1 protein-coding gene is annotated in these 25,036 nt (G+C 69.3%); it reads left to right on the top strand.

Going from position 1 to position 25,036, the window contains the following annotated elements; genetic code table 11:
- Window positions 1-15 precede the first annotated feature (15 nt).
- The gene (locus QM841_RS21235) at window positions 16-24,987 is read left to right on the top strand and encodes a non-ribosomal peptide synthase/polyketide synthase (protein WP_283333469.1); all 24,972 of its coding nucleotides are present in this window, start codon (window positions 16-18) and stop codon (window positions 24,985-24,987) included.
- The last annotated feature ends 49 nt before the right edge of the window (window positions 24,988-25,036 follow it).

The following is a 25,036-nucleotide window of genomic DNA, read 5'->3' on the forward strand; positions in this document are numbered from 1 at the left end:
CGGGGGACAATCACTGTGAGTGAGTTCCTCCTGTCGAGAGCACAACAGGGAATCTGGTTCGCCCAGCAACTCGACCCTAGCGTTCCCCTCAACGTCGCCCAGTATGTGGAGATTCAGGGGCACGTCGACGTGGGGTCCTTGGTGGCCGCCACCGACCGTGCATGCCGCGAGCTCCAGTCACCCTGCGTCAGCCTCATCGACAACGGTGACGAGGTTGTGCAGGTGGTGGATGTCGAGATCGACGATGCGATCTCCTACCGCGACCTACGCGGCGTCGGCAATGCAATCGCCGAGGCCCACCGCTGGATGACCGCGGAATACAGCCGCCCGCTCGGCGTGCTGAAAGACCGGCTGATCATGGCCACCCTGCTGCACGTCGGCGACGACCATTACTTCTGGTTTTCCCGCGTCCACCACATCGTCATCGACGGCCACGGCGGCATGGTGCTCACCAACCGTGTGGCCGAGATCTACAGCCACCTCGTGAACGGCACCGGGCCGCCGCCGTCCAAGGCGCTGAGCCTGCGCGAGCTGTACGACGCCGAAGACGCCTACCGATCCACGAGCCGGTTCGAGACTGACGGAGACTATTGGGCCGAGCGCATCGCCGGCCTGCCCGACCCCGCCCGGCTCACCGACCGGGAAGCGCCACCCGTCGCACCCTCACTTCTCCTCGGCGGCACCATCGCCGACGGCATTTCCCATAGCATCGGCGACGTTGCCCGACGCTGGAATTCGTCCGACGTCCCCGTCGTCGTCGCCGCGTTCGCCGCCTACCTCGCACGGATGACCGGCACCACCGACATCGTGCTGAGCCTGCCTGTGTCTGCCCGCACCACCGCGGCCACACGTCGTTCGGCGGGCATGGTGTCGAACATCGTCCCGCTGCGCGTGCAGGTGGACGCCGAGGGGAGCGGTGCGGAGCTTGTTCGGCGGGTGCAGCTCGAGCTCACCGGGGCACTGCGGCACCAGCGCTATCGCTACGAAGACATGCGACGCGACCTTCCCGACGGCGGTGCGCGGCGCGGCGGCTTCGGCCCCACCGTGAACCTGATGATCTACCACCAGGAGATCGTGCTTGGAGACGTCGTCGGCGTCTTCCATCCACTCACCAGCGGTCCGGTGGACGACCTTGCACTCAATCTTTACCCATCGGTAACTGGCCGGGGTACGCGCGTCGACTTCGAGGCCAACCCCACCCTCTACGAAGAAACCGAGTTGCACGCTCACTACCGCCGCTTCCTGAACTTCCTCGAGACGTTCGTCCGCGCGGAGGACGACACCCCGGTCGGGGCACTGCCGATTCTCGATGAGGCCGAGCAATCGGAATTGGTGCCCTGCGCCGGCCCGCCCGCCGTCCCGCCGGCGACTCTGCCCGAATTGCTCGACGCCGGTCTGCGTGACCCCGACGCAATCGCACTGCGGCATGCGGGTGCCGACCTTTCCTACGGACAGCTGGACGCGTGGTCGAACCGGCTCGCCCATCGGCTGATCGAGCGCGGTATCGGCCCCGAAGACGTGGTGGCCGTGATGCTGCCGCGCTCACCCGAATCGGTGGTGGCACTGTGGGCCGTCGCGCGTGCGGGCGCGGCATTCCTGCCCGTCGACCCCGGCTATCCGGCTGAGCGGATCGCGTTCATGCTCGCCGACTCCGAGGCCACGGTGGCATTGGCCGCAGACGCCTCGGTGGTGCCCGCGGGAGTCGACTGGGTTGAGGTGGCCGACCGGCCCGGCGGCTCGTCACCCGTTGGCGACGCCGATCGTGTCCGCCCGCTGCGCATCGACCACCCCGCGTACGTGCTCTACACGTCCGGCTCCACCGGAACGCCCAAGGGTGTGACGGTGACGCACCGGGGCCTGGCTGGCCTGGCCTCCGCGCGCGACGGACTCTACGACGTCGACGGCTCCGCCCGCGTCGCGCACTTCGCCTCCCCGTCGTTCGACATCTCCCTGGACGAGCTGCTGCTCGCGTTCACCGTCGGAGCCACGCTGGTGATCGTGCCGCCCGACGTCTTCGGGGGCGAGATTCTGACGGAGCTGTTGCGCACGGAGCGCGTGACGCACGCCGTACTCACCCCCGCGGTCGTAGCCACCCTGGTGCCGTCGGAGCTACCCGACCTCCGAGTCCTCGACGTCGGCGGCGAGGCGCTGGCAGGCGCACTGGTCGAGGCGTGGGCCCCCGGCCGCGTCATGGTCAACGGCTACGGGCCCACCGAGGCCACCGTCACCACCCTGTTCAGCCCACCGCTGGTACCGGGTGAGCCGGTCACGATCGGCCGTCCCGTGCCGGGCACCGACGCACTCGTGCTCGATACCCGACTCCGTCCGGTCCCGGTCGGCGTGGTCGGGGAGTTGTATCTGGCGGGGGAGAGCGTCGCGCGGGGATATCACCGGCGCACCCGGCTGACAGCCGAGCGATTCGTCGCCTACCCGCACGGCGCCGGGTCGCGGATGTACCGCACCGGTGACCGGGTGCGGTGGACCCCCGACCACCTGCTCGAGTTCGTCGGCCGCACCGACACCCAGGTGAAGATCCGCGGCTTCCGGGTGGAACTCGGCGAGATCGACGCCGTGCTCACCGCCGCGCCCGGCGTCGACCATGCCGTCACCGTGGTGCACGGTGCCGGAATGTCCCCGGGCACAGTGGTGTCGTACGTCAGCGGCGCGACCGACCCATCCGCAGTGCTCGATTTCGCCGCCGCCCGGCTGCCGCACTACATGGTGCCGGCCTCGGTGACCGTGCTCGAGCAGATGCCGCTCACCCCCAGCGGCAAGATCGACCGCGCGGGCCTCCCCGAACCGGTCGTGTCACCGTCCCGTGCGCCGCACGGCGAGGTCGAAGAACTCGTGGCCGCGGTGATCTCCGACGTTCTCGGACTGCACTCCGTCGGAGCCGACGCCGACTTCTTCGCGATGGGCGGAAATTCGCTGTCCGCCACGCAGGTCGCTGCGCGGCTCTCGGCCCGGGGACACGCGGTAGGGGTGCGCGACATCTTCGAGGCACCCACCGTTGCGCTTCTGGCCACCAGAGTCGGCGCTTCGCGTTCGCGGGTGGCCACACCGCCCCTGCGCCGTGCCGACTCGGACGGGGGCGCAGCACCACTCGCGCCGGCGCAGCAGCGATTGTGGCTCCTGGCGCAGGCCGCGCCTGAATCGCCCGCCTACAACGTGCCGTTCGTCGTCGAACTCGACGGTGAGCTGGATGCGTCGAGTCTGGCTGCGGCGGTGCACGACGTCCTCGACCGGCACGTCCTGCTGCGCAGCGTCTACCCCGACACCGACAACGGTCCCGTACAGGTGGTCACCCCCGCCGTCGCGGATCTGAGACCAGTCGGGCTCGAGCCCGAGGCACTCGACGCCGCCGTGGCCGAACTGGCGGGCCGCGGCTTCGACGTAAGCGCCGAGACGTCGGTGCGCATCCGTCTCTACCGGCTCGCCCCCACCCGCCACGCCCTCGTCGTGATCGCGCATCACATCGCGATGGACGGTTTGTCGTTCGCGCCGCTCACCCGTGACGTGATCACCGCCTACGAGGCACGTCGCTCCGGCACCGCGCCGGGCTGGTCCGAGCTCGACGTGCAGTACACCGACTACGCCCGATGGCATCGCGACATCGTGGAGGCCGCCGCCCCCGGCGACATCGACTACTGGACCACCCAACTCGATGGTGCGCCCGAGTTGCTGCCGCTGCCCACCGACCGCCCCCGCCTCGCGGCAGGGTTGCACCCGGCGGGGACGGTACCGCTGGCGTTCGATGCCGACCTGCACCGGTCGGTGGAAGAGCTCGCGCGGACGCATGATTCGACGCCCTTCATGGTGGTGCACGCCGCGCTGGCTGTCACATTGAGCGCGCTGGCGGGCACCGACGACATCGCCATCGGGACCGCGGTGTCGGGGCGCACCCATCCCTCGCTCGACGCGCTGGTCGGGATGTTCGTGAGCAATGTCGTGCTCCGCACCCGGGTATCCGCGCATCAGACCTTTGCCGACGTGCTGTCGGACGTTCGCCGCACCGATCTGGACGCCTTCGCGCATTCCGAGACGCCGTTCGACCGCGTGGTCGACGCCGTGACGGGTGGGGTGTCGGCGCCGCATCATTCGCTGTTCCAGGTCGCGCTGGCATTCGAGAACGCCGCCACCGAACCCGAACTGACCCTGGGCGATCTCACGGTGCGCCCGTACGCGGTCCCCGCTCCGGTCGCACGTTTCGATCTGGAACTGGCATTGGCCGAAAGGCATTCGCCGGATGGTTCTGCGGCCGGGTTGCTCGGTGCCGTCACGTACTCCCGCGCACTGTTCGACGACACCACCGTGCGCCGCTGGACGCGACTGCTCGAACGGGTGCTGCGAGCCATGGTGGCGCGCCCCGACAGCCCAGTGCGGACGGTGGACCTGCTCGACCCCGCCGACCGGGCCGCACTGATCCCGCAACACGGACCCGCCGCCGCACCGGCCGTCACCCTGCCCGCGCTGCTGGACGGCACCGGCATCGCAGTCGTGAGCGATTCCGTCGAGCTCACCCCCGCGGAACTCGACGATCGGGCCAACCGGCTGGCACACCAACTGATCGAGCGCGGCCTCGGACCCGGCGACGTGGTGGCCGTGCAACTGCCGCGGTCCGTCGAGTGGGTGACTGCGCTGTGGGCGGTCACCCGCACCGGTGCGGCGTTCGTGCCCATCGATCCCACCTACCCCGAATCGCGTGTGGCGCACATACTCGCCGATTCCGGGGCGCGCGCTGTACTCACCGACAGCGACATGCAGCACCTCGGCGACAACCCGTCCCCGGTCGCCGACGCCGACCGGGTGCGCCCGCTGTGGGTGGACGATCCCGCGTACGTCATCTACACCTCCGGGTCGACCGGAACTCCCAAGGGTGTCGTCGTCACCCATCGCGGACTGTCGAGTCACGCTGCGGCTCTCCGGAAGTCCTACGCCGTGGACAGCGGCTCGCGGGTACTGGCGTTCGCGTCGCCGAGCGTCGACGCCTCCGTCCACGAAGTGCTGTCGGCGTGCGGCGCGACTCTGGTCCTCGCGCCCACCGACGTCTACGGCGGCGACGAACTGACCGAACTCCTGCAGCGTGAGCGCATCACCCACTGGACCACCACCCCGGCCGTCCTCGCTCTCACCAAGCCCGACGGTCTCGACCGCCTGCGTGTCGTCGCCGTGGCCGGGGACGTGTGCCCGCCGGAACTGGTGTCGCGGTGGGCGCCCGGCCACACCTTGCTCAACCTGTACGGGCCCACCGAGGCCACCATCTGGGCCACCGGCACCGGACCACTGGCCGCGGATGACCCGGTAACCATCGGCAGTCCCATCGACGGCATGTCGGTGCTGGTGCTCGACGCGGCGCTGCGTCCGGTCCCCGTCGGCGTCGTGGGGGAGCTGTACCTGGCCGGACCGGGCCTCGCCCGCGGATACGTCGGCAGACCCGGGTGGACGGCGGAACGCTTCGTCGCCAATCCGCATGCGGGCGGTCGCATGTACCGCACCGGGGACCTCGTCCGCTGGACCGCCTCGCACCACCTCGAATTCGCCGGACGCGCAGACGATCAGGTGAAGATCCGCGGCTACCGCGTAGAACTCGGCGAGATCGATGCGGTCCTGGGGGCGGCACCCGGAGTCGACACGGCGGTCACGATCGCGCGCGGCGGCACCCTGCACTCCTACGTCCACGGAACCGACGTGGATGCCGACGCGGTGACGGCCTTCGCGACGCAGCACGTGCCCCGGCACCTGATTCCCGCATCCGTGACCGTACTCGAGCACCTCCCGTTGACGCGTGGCGGGAAAGTCGACCGGGCGGCGTTGCCCGAACCCGTGATCCGGACAGCATCGAGCCGGGAAGCACGCACCGCGACGCAGGAACTGGTGGCCGCCGCCTTCGCGACCGAAATCGGGACCCCGGACATCGGTCTCGACGAGAGCTTCTTCGACCTCGGCGGAAACTCGCTGGGAGCGACACGTCTCGCCGCCCGAGTGGGATCGGTGCTGGGACGCCGGGTCTCCGTGCGCGACATCTTCGACCACCCCACCGTGGCCGAACTGGCCGCCCACGTGACGGGGGCCGCCGATCGCCCGGCGCTCGGCCGACGCGAGACGTCGGGACCGGTGCCGCTGTCGGCGCAGCAGCAGGGACTGTGGCTGGTCAACCAGCGCGACCCCGCCACCGATCCGTACGCCATGGAATTCGAGGTGGACCTCGACGGCACTCTGGACGTGAAGGCCCTGGGGGCCGCTGTCCGGGATGTGCAACACCGGCATCGGATGCTGCGCACGGTGTTCCCCTCGCTGGACGATCAAGTGGCGCTCGAGGAGGCGGACTGCGTTCTGGAGGGCGTTGCCGGCTCAGGAATCGACCTCACTCGTGAAGTTCCGATTCGGGTGACCCTGTCGCAGCGTGCCCGCGACCGACACACAGTTGCCATCCTGCTGCACCACATCGCCGTCGACGGACTGTCCCTGCGGCCGCTACTGCGCGACCTTGCCGTCGCCTACTCCGCGCGCACCGCCGGCCGCGTTCCCGACTGGGCACCGCTGCCCGTGGAGTACTCGAGCTACGTGCTCTGGCAGCGAGAAGTACTCGGAGACGCGGAAGACCCCGACAGCCTCGCCGCCCGCCAACTGGGCTATTGGGCAGAGGCATTGGACGAGCTTCCGGCTGTGTTGCCGTTGCCGCTGGACCGACCGCGGCCCGCCGGCGCGCTGACGCTGGGACACACAACGTTCGCTGTGGGCGCCGAACAGCACCGTGCGCTGGTCCGGTTGGCACGCGAGCACGACGTGACCCCGTTCATAGTGCTGCACGCAGCGGTCGCCGTCCTGCTGCGTGCCCTCACCGGTACCGACGACATCGTCGTCGGCACTTCCATCGGTGGTCGCGCGGATCCGGCACTCGACGATCTGGTCGGCATGTTCGTCGGCACCCTGGCGCTGCGCACCCCGATCGACCCCGCCGCGAGCTTCGCGGATCTCCTCGAGACGGTGCGAGCAGCAGACCTCGGGGCATTCGAACACGCCGACGTGCCCTTCGAACAGGTCGTGCGACAGCAGGGCACGGAATCCGGCCAGCTCGAACACCCGCTGTTCCAGGTGATGTTGGCGTACGAGAACTTCGGTGCAGCCGAAATGGCACTGCCGGGTCTGGCGGCCCGGGTACGGGACGTCCAGACCCACGCTCGACCATTCGACCTGGACCTGACCGTACGCGAGCGACGCTCGGACGACGGCACTCCCGACGGACTGCACGCGGACGTGAATTTCCCGGGCGAACTCTTCGATACCGAGACGATCGACCGGTGGATGGCGTTGCTCCAGCGAGTACTCCTCGCCGCAACATCGGATCCGTCGGTGACTGTCGGGAATCTGGACCTGCTCGATCCGGACGAGTGTGCCGCACTGGTACCGCGCGTCGGGCCGGTCGCCGTACCGTCGGCGACTCTGCCCGAACTCCTCGGCGGCAGGCACGACGGGGTGGCGGTGCGGTGCGGTGGCGTCGAGGTCACCTACCGCGAGTTGGATGCCCGGGCCAACAGGTTGGCGCGGCGGCTGATCGCGCGAGGGATCGGACCCGAGGATCTGGTTGCCCTGATGCTGCCGCGGTCCATCGAGTCGATCGTCGCCGTATGGGCCGTCACGCGCAGCGGCGCCGCATTCCTCCCCGTGGACCCGGGATATCCGCCGGAGCGGATCGCATACATGCTCCACGACTCCGGTGCCATGGTGGCGCTGGCCGCCGACGTGTCGCACGTGCCCGAGGGCGTCGTGTGGATCGACGTCGCCGACGGCCCTGGTGACGCGGCCGCGGTGACCGACGGTGACCGCGTTCGTCCGCTGCGGGTCGACCATCCGGCATACGTGCTCTACACGTCCGGCTCGACCGGAATGCCCAAGGGCGTGGTGGTTACTCACCGCGGGCTGACACCGCTCGCCGACGCGAACGCGACGCTGGGACTGCTCGATTCGGAAGCGCGCGTGGCGCACGTCGCGTCGCCGTCGTTCGACCTCTCCATCAACGAGATGCTGCTAGCGTTCACCGCCGGCGCCACCCTGGTGATCGTGCCGCCCGGGGTGCTCGCCGGCGACGAACTGGCCGGTGTGCTGCGCCGCGAACGGGTCACCCACGTGATGGTGACACCGAGTGTGCTGGCGTCACTGGAGCCGTCGTCGGTGCCGGACCTACGGGTGATCGACCTGGCCGGCGAAGAATTGCCGTGGGAACTCGCTCAGCGATGGGCGCCCGGACGCATCGTCGTCAACGGGTACGGGCCGACCGAAACCACCATCGTCAACTTCATGAGCGACCCCCTCACACCGGGCGGTCCGCTGACCATCGGCGGCCCCATCGAGGGAACCGAAGTGCTGGTGCTGGATTCGCGGCTGCGTCCGGTTCCGGTCGGTGTGACCGGCGAGGTGTACCTGGCGGGGGAGAGCCTCGGCCGGGGCTATCACAGCAGACCAGGGCTGACGGCCGAGCGGTTCATCGCCTACCCGTCCGGCAACGGCGCGCGGATGTACCGTTCCGGCGACCTGGCCCGATGGACGCCCTCGCACGAACTCGTCATCGTGGGGCGCGCTGACAACCAGGTGAAGGTCCGTGGGTTCCGCGTGGAACTGGGCGAGGTGGACGCCGCACTGCGGACGGCACCCGGCGTCGAGAGCGCGGTGACGCTGGTGCACGGCACCACCCTGGCGTCGTACGTGACCGGATCGGTGGAACCGGCTGCAGTGCAAGCATTCACGGCCGACAAGCTGCCCCACTACATGGTGCCCGGTTCGGTGACGGTCCTGGACGCGATGCCGCTGACCGCTAATGGCAAGGTGGATCGGGCCGCGCTGCCCGAGCCCGGGGCGTCCGTGGTGCGGTCACGGAAGCCGCGCGGCGCCACCGAAGAGGTGGTGGCCCGGGTGATCGCGGACGTGCTCGGCCTGCCGTTCATCGATGCCGAGACGGATTTCTTCGCGGTCGGCGCCAGTTCCCTGACCGCCACCACCCTGGCGTCGCGGGTCGGGCATGCGCTCGACCGGCAGGTGAGTGTGCGCGACGTCTTCGAGGCTCCCACCGTGGCGGCGTTGACATCCAGGCTGCTCCGCAGCCCGTGCGCCTTTTCGGCTGCTCTGACTACCACAAAGGCGCACGGGCGCGAAGCGCCTCTCGCACCGGCGCAGGACCGGTTGTGGCTGCTCGACCGGATGACCCCCGGCTCCGCCGACTACGTCGTCCCGTTCGCGGTGGACCTGAGCGGCGCCGTCGACGTGGACGCGCTGGCCGCGGCCGTGCGGGACGTGGTGGACCGCCACGAGCCGCTGCGCACGGTGTTCCAGGAGACCGAGACCGGAGCGGTGCAACTGGTATCCGAGGTCGCACTCGATCTCACCCCGGTCGCGGTCGACAAACACGAACTCGACGAGGCGATCACCGCACTGACAACCGCCGGGTTCGACCTCACCCGGGATACGCCGGTTCGCGTCCGGCTCTTCGACCGCGGAAGCCACGGCTACACCGTGGTCGTCGCCGCCCATCACATCGTCTTCGACGGACTGTCGGTCGCTCCGCTCACCCGCGACCTGATGGCCGCGTACCGCGCGCGCCGGGAGGGCGACGCCCCCGGTTGGGACGCCCTACCGGTCCGGTACGGCGACTACGCCCGCTGGCACCGCCGAATCGTGGAGGACGGCGCCGACCGAGACCTCGCGTTCTGGAAGGCGACCCTCGACGGACTGCCGGAACGGCTGCAGCTACCCACCGATCGGCCGCGGCCGGCGACGGCAACCACCCCGGATCGCGTCCCGTTCACGGTGGACGCGAGTACCCACAGTGCCGTGGAGGAACTGGCCAGACTATGCAGCGCCACCCCGTTCATGGTGGTGCACAGCGCCTTGGCCGCCACCCTGGCCGTCCTCACCGGTACCGACGACATCGCCGTCGGCACGCCGGTGTCCGGTCGCGGCGATCCCGTCCTGGACGATCTGGTGGGCATGTTCGTCGGCACCGTCGTTCTGCGCACCCGGGTGGATCCGAGCATCCCGTTCGCCGACCTCGTCTCCTCCACCCGCGTCGCGGATCTGGCGGCATTCGCGCACAGCGAGCAACCGTTCGACCGAGTGGTCGACGCCGTCGCGCCGACTCGCTCCGCCGCGCATCACCCGCTGTTCCAAGTGATGCTCGCCTACCAGAACTTCACGGAAGCCGAGATTCGATTCGACGACGTCACCGTACGCAGTCGCGACACCCCGAGTAGCGTCAGCCGCTACGACCTGGAGATCGAGATTCGGGAACGGCACGCCGAGCACGGCGCCGCAGCCGGACTCGACGGCGTGATCGCCTATCCGACCGAACTGTTCGACCGTGTCACCATCGTCCGGTGGTCGCGACTGCTGCAGCGGTTGCTTCAGTCGGCAGTAGCGGACCCGTCGGCGGCGGTCGGCGATCTCGACGTGCTCGAGCCGTCCGAGGATGCTGACCTGGTCCCCGCGCGCGGGGAGGTGGCACTCTCGCCGATCACCCTTCCTGAGCTTCTCCGTGGCAACTCCACACACGTTGCGGTGCGGTGCGGCGAGGACGAGCTGACCTATCGTGAGCTGGACGAGCGAGCGAACCGGCTGGCGCGCAAGCTGATCGGACTGGGCATCGGACCCGAGGACGCGGTGGCGCTGATGCTGCCGCGCTCGATCGACTCGGTGACCGCGGTGTGGGCCGTTGCCCGTAGCGGTGCCGCGTCGCTGCCGATCGACCTGGACCATCCCGCCGAACGCACCGCCCGCATCCTCACCGCCGCTGGAGTGCGCGTCGCGATCGCACACGACGCCGAGCTCGTTCCCGACGGCATCGTGTGGATCGATGCGCGCGAGAGTCAGGGGGATTCGGCACCGATCGGCGACGGCGAGCGCGTCCGGCCGCTCTCGGCGGATCACCCCGCGTACGTGGTCTTCACGTCCGGGTCGACAGGCGAACCCAAGGGCGTCGTGGTAACTCACCGCGGCTTCGCGAACCACGCCGCCGAGGTCCGTGCCCGCTACCGAGTGGGGCCCGACTCCCGCGTCCTGCACTTCGCGGCCCCCAGCTTCGACGGCGCCTTCCACGAAATTCTGGTGGCCGCTATCGGTGGCGCCACCCTGGTGATCGCCCCACCGGGCGTGGTGGGCGGCGACGAGTTGAGGGACCTGCTCCGCGGCGAACGCGTCACCCACTGGACCACCACCCCCTCGGTGCCTGCGCTGATGGACGCGGAAGGCCTGGACTCGCTCGAGTTCCTGGCCGTGGTGGGGGAGGCGTGCCCGCCGGAAGTGCTGGAACGCTGGGCCTCCGGACGCCGGATCGTCGTGGATCTGTACGGACCCACCGAACACACCGTGTGGGCTACCGGAAGCAGCGAGTTGCAGTCCGGCGACCCGATCACCATCGGCCGTCCGATCCGCGGTGCGTCCGCGGTGGTGCTCGACGCCCGGCTTCGGCCGGTGCCGGTGGGTGTCATCGGTGAGCTGTACCTGTCGGGTCCGGCGCTGGCCCGCGGCTACCTCGGTGCACCCGCCCTGACGGCGGAACGATTCGTTGCGAACCCGTACGGATACGGTCGTATGTATCGGTCCGGCGACCTGGTGCGCTGGACCGCAGACCACACCCTCGAGTTCGTCGGTCGCGCCGACAGCCAACTCAAGATCCGTGGATTCCGCGTGGAACTCGGCGAGATCGACGCGGTGCTGTGGTCGGCGCCCGGAGTCGACACCGCCGTCACCGTGCTGCACGACAACGTCCTCGCCGCGTACGTCCACGGCACCGTCGAGCTCGACCCCGCAGCATTGCGGGCGTACGTGGCGGAGCGGCTGCCGCACTACATGGTGCCCGCGACTGTGACCGTGCTGGACGCCGTGCCGCTCACGGTGAACGGCAAGGTGAACCGTGACGCCCTGCCCGCACCCGAACTTCCGGCGGCGACCCGGCCCCCGCGGACCCCCGTCGAGCAGACGGTGGCGGACGCAGTGGCAGCTGTCCTCGGGATCCCCGACATCGGCGCCGAAGCTGACTTCTTTGCCCTGGGCGGAAATTCGCTGTCCGCGACCCGGGTTGTCTCGCACCTGTCAGCGGTGTCCGGACTGCGTATCGGTGTGCGTGACCTGTTCGACCGCCCCACCGTTGCCGCGCTCGCCGCCCTGATCGAGGAGGGCGGTGACCAGCGTCCACCGCTCGTCGCCGAGCAGGCCGACCAGCCGGCGCCGCTCGCCTACGCGCAGCAACGGCTGTGGTTGCTCAACCGGGTCGACCCCCAGTCTCCCGCCTACAACGTGCCGTTCGCCGTCGACCTCGACGGTGACCTGGACGTCACTGCATTGACTGCCGCCCTGCACGACGTGGTCTCCCGGCACACCGTGCTGCGCACCGTCTTCCCCGACACCGAGACCGGACCCGTCCAGAAGGTCGTGCCCGCCGCCGTCGACCTCACGCCCACCGGGCACGAGACCGCCTTCGCCGTCCGCGGATTCGATCTCACCACCGAGCCACCGCTGCGCGCCGCTCTGTTCGAGGTCGCGCCGTACCGCCACACCCTCGCAGTGGTGCTGCACCACATCGCCGTCGACGGCCTGTCCTTCGGGCCGCTGATCCGGGACGTGGCTATCGCCTATCACGCGAGGACATCCGGCCGTGTTCCCGACTGGGCACCGCTTCCCGTCGCCTACACCGACTACGCCCGGTGGCAGCGCAGCCTCCTCGGCGACGCCGCCGACCCTGACAGTCGTATGCGACGCGAACTCGACTACTGGACATCCGCACTCGCCGGACTGCCCACCCTGCTGCCGCTGCCCACCGACCGGCCACGACCCGGCACCGATCGGCTGACCGCCCGGCACCTCCCGTTCTCGGTTCCCGCCGAGTTGCACCGACGCCTGGAAACAGTGGCTCGGCAGCAGAACGCGACGCCCTTCATGGTGCTGCACGCCGCACTCGCCGTCCTGCTGTCCAAGCTGACCGGTGCCGACGACCTCGCCATCGGCACACCCACGTCGGGGCGCATCGACCCGGCGCTCGACGACGTGGTCGGCATGTTCGTCGGCACCGTGGCCCTGCGCAGCCGGATCGACCCACGTGCTGGGTTCGACGCCCTACTCGCCGCCGTTCGCGAAACCGACCTCGCCGCGTTCGCCCATTCCGAGGTGCCGTTCGACCTGGTCGTGGATGCGGTCGCGCCTACCCGCTCGGTCGGGCATCACCCGTTGTTCCAGGTGATGCTGGCGTACGACAACTTCGGGTCTCTTCCGGCTGCGACGATGTCGGGGCTGGATGTGCGCGGCCGTGACCTGGGCACCGGCACCAGCCGGTTCGACCTCGAGGTATCGATAAGAGAACAGCGCGGCGAAGATGGTGAACCGGTCGGTCTCGACGGCGTATTCGTCTATCCGGCAGAGCTGTTCGATTCCGAGACGGTCGAGGGGTGGGCGGAGCGTCTGCTGCGGGTGCTGCGGGCGATAGCTACCGATGTGCAGGTGCCCGTGGGGTCGATCGACGTCCTCAGCGAGTCCGAACGCAACGCGAGTGTTTCGGGTGTCGACGGCGCGCTATGGGAAGCGTCATCGTTGGCAGAACTGTTCGAGCACCGCGCCGCCGAGAATCCCGACGCGGCGGCGATCACGTTCGGTGACACCACGGTGACCTACGGCGACCTGGATCACCGCTCAGCGGAGATGGCCGAGGGCCTACGGGCAACCGGCGTGGGAGCCGAAGACCTGGTTGCCCTCGTGCTGCCTCGCTCGGTCGATCTGGTGGTGGCGATGCTCGCGGTGATCCGCGCCGGTGCCGCATACCTGCCCATCGACGTCGACTACCCCGCCGAACGTATCCGCTACCTGCTCGACGACGCTGCGCCGGCGGTTGTGATCTCCGAGATGCCGCAGGTGAGTGGCACGGTGTCCACGCGTGCGCCTCGCCGCTCACCTGGGGGAGCGGCGTACGTGATCTACACGTCGGGCTCCACCGGGCAGCCGAAGGGCGTGACGGTCACCCACGCCAACGTACTGTCGCTGCTCGCGAACACACGCGAGGACTTCGGCTTCGGCCCGGGCGACGTGTGGACGATGTTCCACTCACACACCTTCGACTTCTCGGTCTGGGAGATGTGGGGCGCCCTCACCACCGGCGGACGACTCGTACTGGTCGACCACTACCTCGCCCGCTCACCCCACGAATTCGCCGATCTGCTGGTACGCGAAGGCGTCACCGTCCTCAACCAGACGCCGTCCGCCTTCGGGCAACTCGTCGAGCACCTCGACAGCTCCTCGCTCCGGCTGCTGATCTTCGGCGGTGAGGCACTCGACCACACGCTCGTGGCATCATGGCTCGGCCACCACCCGAACGTGCGCGCGGTCAACATGTTCGGCATCACCGAGACCACCGTGCACGTCACACGACACGACCTGAAGTCGGGAGATGAGCGCCGGTCGGTGGGCAGGGCGCTGCCGGGACTGCGGACCTACGTTCTGGATGCGTCGCTGCATCCCGTGCCCCCGGGGACGGTCGGCGAACTGTACGTCTCCGGCGCACAGGTCGCGCGCGGCTACATGGGACGCCCCGCGCTCACCGCGGAACGGTTCGTCGCCGACCCCTTCACCCCCGGCACCCGCATGTACCGGACGGGAGATCTCGCCCGATACCGCTCGAACGGTGAACTCGACCACCTGGGCCGCGCCGACACCCAGGTGGCGGTGCGCGGCTACCGCATCGAGCCCGGAGAGATCGAGGCGACACTTCTGCGGCGTCCCGACGTCGAGCACGCCGCAGTGATGCTGCGGGGCAGCGCCGTCGGCGACCAGCTGGTGGCCTACGTGGTGAGCGCAACGGACCCGCGCACACTCCTCGGCTACCTGCGGTCGGTGTTACCCGAGTACCTCGTACCGGGCGCGGTGGTGCCCGTCCCGACCTTCCCGCTGACCCCCAACGGGAAATTGGACCGGCACGCGCTGCCCGAACCGACCGTCCTCGCTGCGGACTCCCATGCACCCCACGGGCCGATCGAGGAAGTGGTCGCAGGTGTATTCGCCGAGCTTCTCGGCGGCATCGAGGTCGGCGCCCGGCAGAGCTTCTTCGACCTGGGCGGCAACTCGTTGATCGCCACCCGGGTGGCCGCCCGGCTCAGCGCCGTCTTCGACACGGACGTGACGGTCCGCGACCTCTTCGAGGTACCCACCGTCGCCGAACTGGCGACGCGGGTGGAGGAGCGGGCCGGGGACGGCCGCCGCCGACCGCCTCTGGTGCCAGCCGCCCTCGGTGAGCAGCTTCCGCTCTCTCCGGCGCAGGAACGGATGTGGATTCTCAACCAGTTCGACACGGGCGCAGCAGGATACAATATTCCGCTCATCGTCCGACTCAACGGCGACCTCGACGTGGAGGCGCTGGCCGCGGCGGCACGCGACGTCGTGCAACGTCACCGCACCCTGCGCACCGTGTACCCACGGACCGCCGACGGTGTGCGGCAGGTGGTGCTCGACGCCCACGAGATCCCGCTGGACCTCACTGCGATCGCCATTCCCGACGACGCCGTCGACGCCCACGTCCGGGCACTCACCGGTGACGGTTTCGACGTGGCCGCAGAACCGCCGCTGCGGGCGCGCCTCTACCGGACCGCCGCAACCACCCACGTGCTCACCCTGGTGGTCCACCACATCGCCGCCGACGCATGGTCGCTGACCCCGCTGATCAGGGACACCCTGGAGGCGTATCAGGCCCGGCTGAGTGGCGTCGGACCCCAATGGTCCTCGCTGCCCGTGCAATACAGCGACTACAGCATCTGGCAGCGTCGGATGCTGGCCGAGGACAGCGCGAACCTCGAGAACGCACTGTCGAACTACTGGTCGACTGCCCTGGCGGGGCTGCCCGAACAGGTGACGCTCCCGCCCGACCGTGCCCGCCCCGCCATCCCGTCGGGGGAGGGCGCCGCCCACTCGGTGGTGGTGGACGCCGCGCTGCACGAATCACTGACCGCGCTGGCGCGCACCTACCGGGCTACGACGTTCATGGTGTTGCACGCCGCACTCGCGGCGCTGCTGTCTCGGTACAGCGGCAGCCCGGATGTGCCCATCGGCACCGCCGTAGCCGGCCGCACCGACCCGAAACTCGACGACGTAGTCGGCATGTTCGCCAGCACCCTGGTGTTGCGGGCAACCGTCGACCCGACCGCCAGCTTCGCCGAACTGCTCGCCCAGGTACACGAACGTGACATCGCGGCCTACACCCACGCCGACATGCCGTTCGAGACGCTGGTGGAGTTGCTCAACCCGCCGCGATCGGCATCGCAGCACCCGCTGTTCCAGGTGGCACTGTCGATGCAGCGACACCGCCCCGGACACCTCAGCCTGCCCGGGCTGACCGTGACCCCGGTGATCCCCGACGTCGAGCACGCGAACTTCGATCTGCAGCTCACCGTCGCCGAGTCCGGCCCCGGTGAGCCGATGGCACTCCACTTCGGCTACAACGCGGAACTCTACGACCACGCCACCGTCGTCGAGTTCGCAGCGCAGCTGGTGCGGTTTCTCGAGGCTGTCACGGCCGACCCCGACAGCTCCGTGGGCGATGTGGACCTGCTGAGCGCGCGCGAGCGTTCCGTCCTGGTCCCCGCAACCGGACCCCGCACACCGGGTGCGCTGACGTTGCGGGGCATGATCACTCGCGGCGCCCAGGTGGCGCCGAATGCCGTGGCGGTCCGCGACTCCGGCACGCAACTGACGTACCGGGAACTCGACGCCCGCTCCGACGTAGTCGCGCGCGAACTGCTCGAATCGGGTGTGCGGCCGGGTGAGGCCGTCGTCTGGTCGGCGCCTCGTTCGACCGAGTCGGTGGCGAGGTTGTGGGCGATCGCGAAAGCAGGCGCAGCGCCCGTCCTGATAGACCCGGCTCTGCCCGCAGCGCGGGTGGCCGTGATGAGGGGTATCGCCGACAGCCTGCCGCGGGCGACCGGCACGGCGTATGTGGTGTTCACGTCCGGCACCACCGGCACACCCAAAGCCGTGGTGGTGACAGACTCCGGCCTAGGCGCGCTGGACGCGGACGTCGCGTCGCGCTTCGGCGCCGCACCGGGATCGCGCGTGCTGCACCGCGCCGCCGCCGGGTTCGACATGACCCTGCTCGAGGTACTGATCGCAGGGGCATCCGGGGCCACACTCGTGATTGCCTCCGACACCGAGTTCGCCGGCCCCGCACTGGGTGAGCTGCTTCGCCGCGAACGGATCACCCACGCCTGTGTCACCCCCACCGTTCTCGCGACCGTCGGCGACTTCGCACTGCCCGACCTGGAAGTACTGATGGTGGGCGGCGAGCGGCTCGGAGCCGAACTGGTCGACCGTTGGGCCCCTGGACGCCGGCTGATCAACGGCTACGGCCCCGCCGAGTCGACGATGTACACCATCGCGACTCGTCCGCTGTCGTCCGGAGCGCCGGTGACCATCGGCACACCCATCCCGGGCGTCGCCGCCCTCGTGCTCGACGAGCGGCTACGCCCCGTGCCGGTGGGCGTGCCCGGCGAGCTGTACCTGTCGGGCGGTGCGCTGGCCCGCGGCTACGCCGGACAACCCGGGCTGACGGCGGAACGCTTCGTCGCCGGCCCGGACGGCACACGCTTGTACCGCACGGGCGACCTGGTGCGCTGGCGAGGCGGTGACGAACTGGAGTACCTGGGCCGCAACGACAGCCAAGTCAAGATCCGAGGAGTCCGCGTCGAACCGGGTGAGATCGACGCCGCCATCGCCCGCGTCGCCGACGTCGACTTCGCGGCCACGATCGTCCGCCCCACACCCACCGGCTCCGACTCACTCGTCTCGTACGTGTTGCCGCGGCACACAGGCTTCGACGCGGACGGACTACGGCGTCGCCTGGCCGAACTGCTGCCGTCGTACCTGGTACCGACGGCCGTCGTGGTGCTCGATTCGCCGCCGCAGACGATCAACGGCAAGCTCGATCTGCGTTCCCTGCCCACGCCCGAACTCGCTGCGGGCGAACACGAACCGCCCGCCACGGATACCGAACGTGCCGTGGCCGCGGTCTTCGCCGAGGTCCTCGAACTGCCCGAGGCCGGTCGCGGGGCGCACTTCTTCGATGCGGGCGGCAACTCGCTGCTGGCCACACAGCTGACAGCCCGGCTTTCCGAGGTGATGGGCCACCCGGTCCCGTTGCGCAGCCTCTTTACGCACCCCACGATCGCGGAACTTGCCACCGTCCTCGATGGTGCCGTCCCCGAACCGGACCTGCGCCCCGCACTCGTCTCACAACCTCGTCCGGATCGAATTCCATTGTCGCGCAGTCAGTACCGGATGTGGGTGCTCAACCGCCGCGACCCGTCGTCCGCGGCCTACAACCAGCCCGCGACACTCCGCCTGGACGGGCCACTCGACGTGCTCGCGTTGTCGGCGGCACTCACGGACGTCGTTGCCCGGCACGAAGTACTGCGCACCCAGTACCCCGCCGCGGCGGGGGAACTACCCCACCAGCAGATCCTCCCGGCCGGCGAGCTGGACCTCACGCCCCAGGACACGCACCCGGAGTCGGTGGAATCCGTGGTGGCCGCATTCGCGTCCGAGGGGTTCGACCTCACCTGCGAAATGCCACTGCGGGTCCGGCTGCTGCAGATCGGTCCCGACTCGCACGTGTTGGCCGTGGTGCTCCACCACATCGCCGCCGACGGCTGGTCGCTCACCCCTCTGGTGACCGACATGCTTGCCGCCTACGACGCTCGTCGCGCCGGCCACGCACCCGGCTGGGCGCCGCTGTCCATCCACTTCGCCGATTACGCGCTGTGGGAGCAGGAACTGCTCCGCAGCGAGTACTCGGCGCGCGGTATCGAGCACTGGCGGCGCGCGCTCGACGGTGCCGAGTCGGGTGCCGCACTCATCCCGGATAGGCGACCGACCATCGATGCACCGGACGGCGCCGCCGAGGTGGTGACCTTCCGGATCCCCGCCGCGGTCCAGCGAGCGGTGCACCGGTTGGCTCACGACCACCGCGCCACGCCGTTCATGGTGCTGCACGCGGCGCTGTCGGTGCTGCTGTCGCGGCTCGGTGCCCAGCGCGACGTCACCGTTGCCACCGCGGTCGCCGGCCGCGGGGATCGCATCCTCGACCCGCTGGTCGGAATGTTCGTCAACACCCTCGCGCTGCGAGCGCAGGTCCAGCCGGACATGCCGTTCGCAGGACTACTGGCCCAGGTGCGCGACTTCGACGTGGATGCGTTCGATCACGCCGACGTGCCCTTCGAATCGATCGCCGACCTACTCGGGGGACGCACACCACAGGTTGCGCTTGCAGTGGAGAACCTCGACCTACCTGCCGTCGACGTGGCCGGCCTTCGCGTGGAAGTTCAGGAAGTCGATACTCGTACAGCAAAATTCGACCTCCACGTGACGGTTCGCGAGCACTGGGACGACGAGGAGCCCGGCGGTATGGACGGGGCCGTCGCCTACGCCGCCGACCTGTTCGATCGCGGTACCGCAGCCTCGCTGGCGTCACTGCTGGGGCAGGTGCTGGACGCTGTCACACTCGATCCGCAGGTGCTGGTGGGAGAGATCCCTCTGGCTCCGGCACCGCCGCTCACCGGTGGGCCCGCGGACGACACCCGCACCCTCACCCTCACCGACATCCTCCTGTCCACCGCTGCCGCGCACCCCGACCGTCCGGCTCTCACCGACGGCACCCGGACACTCACCTACCGCGAACTGGCCGCGGCGTCGGAATTGCGGGCCGGTCAGCTTCGCGCCGCGGGTAGCGGACCGGGAACGGTCGTGGAAATCTGCATGCCGCGCTCGATCGACTTCGTGATCGAACTCTGGGCCGTAACCCGGACTGGGGCCACCTTCCTGCCGCTCGACCCGGCCCACCCGGCCGAACGCCGGGAGGCGATGGTGGCGCAGGCGCAGGAGTCGGCGCAACCCTCGGTGGCGTACATCATCTACACGTCCGGATCGACCGGCACCCCGAAGGGCGTGGCCGTCACGCACCGCGGACTGGGTTCCCTCGCCGACGAGGCCGTCCGCCGGTACCGAGTACATCCCGAGGCGCGGGTACTGCACGGCTACAACCCCACCTTCGACGCAGCGCTGCTCGAGATGCTGCTGGCCTTCCGGTCGGGTGCCTGCCTCGTGGTCGCACCCCCTGAGGTCTACGGCGGCGCCGAGCTGCAGCACCTTCTCACCGCTCAGGGCGTGACGCATTACCTCTCCACACCCTCCGTCTTGGCGACCCTCGAACCGCGGGAGCTGGACGCCCTCCAGGTCGTCGCCGTGGGCGGCGAGCCTTTGAGCCCGGAGCAGGCCGCAGCGTGGAGCGAGGGGCGGCTGATGCTGAACGCCTACGGGCCCACCGAGTCCACGGTGGTGGCCACCCTGGCCGAGGTGGGCGCCGGCGTCACCATCGGCGTACCCGTCCCAGGCACGACAGCGACGGTCCTGGACGACCGGTTGCGTCCGGTACCGCTCGGGGGCGTCGGCGAACTGTACTTGGAGGGACTGGGACTGGCCCTCGGCTACGTCGCGGACCCAGCGCTGACGGCCGCGAACTTCGTTGCCGGACAATCCGGAATCCGCCGTTACCGCACCGGCGACGTGGTGCACCGTCGCGTCGACGGCACACTGTCCTACGTCGGACGCGCCGACCGTCAGGTGAAGGTGCGCGGCATGCGCATCGAGCCCGCCGAGGTGGAAGCCGCACTGCTGGTGCAGCCCGGTGTCACCCAGGCAGTGGTGCTGCTGCACCACGGACGGCTGGTCGCCTTCGTCACGGGGTCGGCTGTGGACGCCGAGTCGCTCCGCGCGCAATTGATCCGGCATCTCCCGGCACACCTGGTGCCGCAGCGGATCATGATCCGCGACAGCCTGCCGCTCACCCCCAACGGCAAACTCGACGTGCAGGCGCTGGAAGCGAACGACATCGACAACGACACCAACTCGCCGGAGCGACTGCGGACCGTGACCGGGGAACTGGTTGCCGCGGTGTTCGCGGCAGTGCTCGGCGAGGTGAGCGTCGGTGCCCACAGCAACTTCTTCGACATCGGCGGCGACTCCCTCTCCGCCACCGCGGTGACAGGACGGCTGTCGGCGGCGTTCCGCGTGGACGTACCCGTCAGAGCGCTGTTCGAGCATCCCACCGCCGCCGGAATGGCGGTGTGGCTCGACCAGCGGCACACGGTCGCGACCCGCATTCCACTGGTGCGACGGGACCCGGACGCCCGGATTCCGCTGTCGCCGGCGCAACAACGGATGTGGCTGCTTCACCGCGTCGATCCGAGCGCCTCCATGCACCATGTCGTGTTCGTGCATCGTCTCGGAGACGACATCGACCTGGGCGCACTGCGGCACGCACTCGCGGACGTGGTGCAGCGGCATGCCGTGCTGCGCACCGTCTTTCCCATGGACGACAGCGGACCACGCCAGGTGATCGTCCCCGTGGACATCGACCTGCATCCCGTCCACGGCGCCGACGTGTCCGCCGAGGTCGCGGAATTCGTGCGGCGACCCTTCCGCCTGGAGTCGGATACCCCGCTGCGCGTGCGACTGTGGTCCGAAGCCGACGGTGACCACGTGCTTGCCGCCGTCGTGCATCACATCGCGCTGGACGGCGGATCCATGGACCGGTTGGCCACCGACCTCGAGGCCGCCTACGCCGCTCGCCGCGGAGGACGCGAACCACAGTGGGCGTCGCTTCCCGTCGATTACGCGGATTACAGTGTGTGGCTGCGCGACGTGCTCGGCGACCCCGCGGACCCTGCCAGTGTCGCCCATGCCCAGCTCGGCTACTGGACCCGGACGCTCGACGGCGTCGACGCCCCGATCGCGTTGCCCACCGACCGTCCGCGGCCCGCCGAACCGAGCCACACGGGCGCCACTGTCGAGTGGACCCTGGACCCCGAAGTGCGTCAACGGTTGTCCGACGTCGCCCGCAGTCAGGGCGTCACGGTGTTCATGGTGCTGCACGCGGCGCTCGCCGTTCTGCTGTCGCGCGAAGGTGGGCACCCGGACGTCGTGATCGGGACCGCTGTTTCCGGTCGACCCGACCCGGCGCTCGACGCGCTGGTGGGGATGTTCGTCGGCACCGTCGCCCTGCGCACCGAAGTGAACTCTGCCGCAACCTTTGCCGCGCTCCTCGAACAGGTGCGTTCGGTTGACCTCGACGCGTTCGCCCACGCCGACGTGCCGTTCGACGACGTGGTCGCGCGCGTGGCACCCCGCCGCTCAACCTCGTACAACCCGCTGTTCCAGGTGATGCTCGCGTACCAACACGCGGCGCCGCGGCCGGGCGGTCTGCCCGAAACCGAGACCGAGACCGAGTTGATCGGATCCGCCACTGCCACCGCCGAATTCGATCTGGTGTGGGATTTCACGGAGTCGGTGGGGGAGCTGACACTGCGGCTGTTGTACGCCACGGACCTGTTCGACGACTCCACCGCCCGGGCGCTGGCGCAGCGCTTCGATCGAATCCTCGACGCAGTCCTGATCGATCCGTCCGAGGTGGTCGGCGACATCGACATCCTCGAGGCGGGCGAACGTGCGACCCTCGTCAGTGGCCCTGCACGGAACTATCAGCCGAAGACTCTCGCCGAGATCTTCGAGACACAGGTCCGGGCCACCCCGCACGCCGTCGCCGTAGAAGACGGCGCCGTGCAGTGGACATACGAAGAACTGGACGACGTGGCGGAACGGTGGGCCCGGGCGCTCTCGGACCGTGGCGTCGAACCCGAGGATGTGGTCGCGGTCGCCACCGGTCGTGGCCGGCACTGGGTGGCCGCCGTGTGGGCTGTGGCGAAAGCGGGTGCGGTCTGGCTGTCGCTGGATCCGACGCATCCCACCGAGCGTCTGGAATGGATGCTCGCCGACTCCGGTGCCGTGGTCGGGCTGACCGTGCCCGAGCGCATCGCCGAGCTCCCAGCCACAATCCCTTGGCTCCCACCCGTGAGTACTTATCAACCACCCGTGGTTAAGAAGTACTCACAGGTGGAGGGGGCCGCGTACGTGATCTACACATCCGGCACCACCGGAACACCGAAGGGCGTCGTGGTGCCGCATCGCGGCCTGGTGAATGTGGTTGCCGCACAGGCGCCAGTGCTCGACATCGACGGCGACGTGCGGGTTCTCCAGCTGGCCTCCCCGACCTTCGATGCCTCACTGTTCGAAATGCTGTACGCGCTGTCATCCGGCGGCAGCCTGGTGATCGCCCCCGACTTCACTTATGCCGGCGATCAGCTGGCCGAGGTGGTGCGCCGGGAGCGCATCACCCATCTCGTCGCGACGCCCACCGTGCTGGCCACTCTCGATGCCGACAGCCTGGGTGGCGAAGGGCCCCGGACCGTGGTGTCGGTCGGCGAACGCCTGCCGTCCGCGTTGGCGGCGACCTGGGCGCCGCATCATCGGCTCTTCAATGCCTACGGTCCCACGGAATTCACAATCCTGGCGTCGGTCGCAGGACCGCTCACGCCGGCCGACGTCGATGACGGAGTCGACATCGGGGACGTGATCGACGCTGCCGCCGCCCTCGTGCTCGACCCGAGGCTGCACCCGGTGCCCGACGGCGTGACCGGTGAGCTCTACCTGTCCGGAAGCAGCGTCGCCCGTGGCTACCTCGGGCGGGGTGGTCTCACTGCAACGCAGTTCGTCCCCAATCCGTACGGGAAACCCGGCGACCGGATGTACCGCACCGGAGACCTCGTGCGCCGCAATGCACACGGTGCCCTGGACTATCTGGGACGTAACGACGCTCAGGTGCAGCTGCACGGCATCCGCGTCGAACCTGCCGAGGTGGACGTCGCCTTGGCGCGGCACTCCGACGTCCGGTTCGTGATCACCACGCCGGTCGTGGCTCCCGGTGGACCGTTCGTCCTCGTCTCCTACGTGGTGATGGAGCCGGACTCCACGGACACCCCCCACAGTGTGCGCGAATTCGCCCGCGCTGTCCTGCCCCGACATCTGGTGCCGTCCGCCGTCGTCGTGCTCGACAGCCTGCCGGTTCTGCCGTCGGGCAAAGTCGACCGATCCGCGCTTCCCGAGCCGGAATTCGATTCGGACATGCCAGGAATGACACCGCCATCCGGATATCTGGAGACGGTGGTCGCCGAGGTAATGGCCAACGTCATCGGAATGGATTTCATCGGTGCGGATCAAGATTTCTTCGCGCTGGGCGGCACCTCGATGGGCGCGGTGACGGCGGCTGATGAACTGCGCACGAGGCTGGGCCGGGACGTGCCGCTGCAATGGCTCTTCACCGATCCCACCGCCGCGCGACTCGCCAAGCGCATCGAATCTGGTAAGTCTTCGTCCGACGATCCGTTCGACGCTGTGGTGCGCCTCGGAGGAGAGGGCGATGGTCCGCCACTGTTCTGCATCCACCCGGCGGCGGGAATCGCGTGGTGCTACACGGGCCTCGCAGAACATCTCCCCGGACGTGTGTTGTACGGAGTGCAGGCAACCGGTGACGCGGACTTGCCCTCGTCCGTCGCCGAGCTGGCCGCTCGCCACATCGACGCCATCCGCACGGTGCAACCGGCCGGACCGTACCACCTGCTCGGCTGGTCGCTGGGCGGCACCGTGGCACAGGAAATGGCCGTGCAACTACACGAAGCTGGCCACGAGGTGGCCACCCTCGCGATGCTCGACACCCTGCTGCCGGAACATCGCGCGGCGCTCGTGAACCTCGGCGACAACCGGCCCGATCTGGACCTTCCGGCCGAGCTCGGAGCCGCAGTGGCGGCCGATCGGGTGCAGTCGCTGGGCGAGCTCCTCATCCGTCTCGAACAGATCGCGTCGACACATCAGCCCCGGCGCTTCGACGGCGACGCCATGTTCTTCACGGCCGCATATGATCTCGATCATCATCCGGAACTCGTTCCGGACTGGCGGACACACTTCGGCGGTGACGTCACCGAACACCGCATCGATGCTGTGCACGCAGACATGGTCGGGCGTGTACCGGTGTCAGTGATCGGCCGCAGACTACGGGGATCGGGAGGCCACTCCGGACCGTGAAGCACCTGCCGCCCCTGACCACGGCCATCACTACGATGCAGAGGTTCAG

The sequence above is a fragment of the Rhodococcus sp. IEGM 1307 genome, assembly GCF_030056915.1.
Lineage (GTDB): Bacteria > Actinomycetota > Actinomycetes > Mycobacteriales > Mycobacteriaceae > Rhodococcus_F > Rhodococcus_F opacus_D.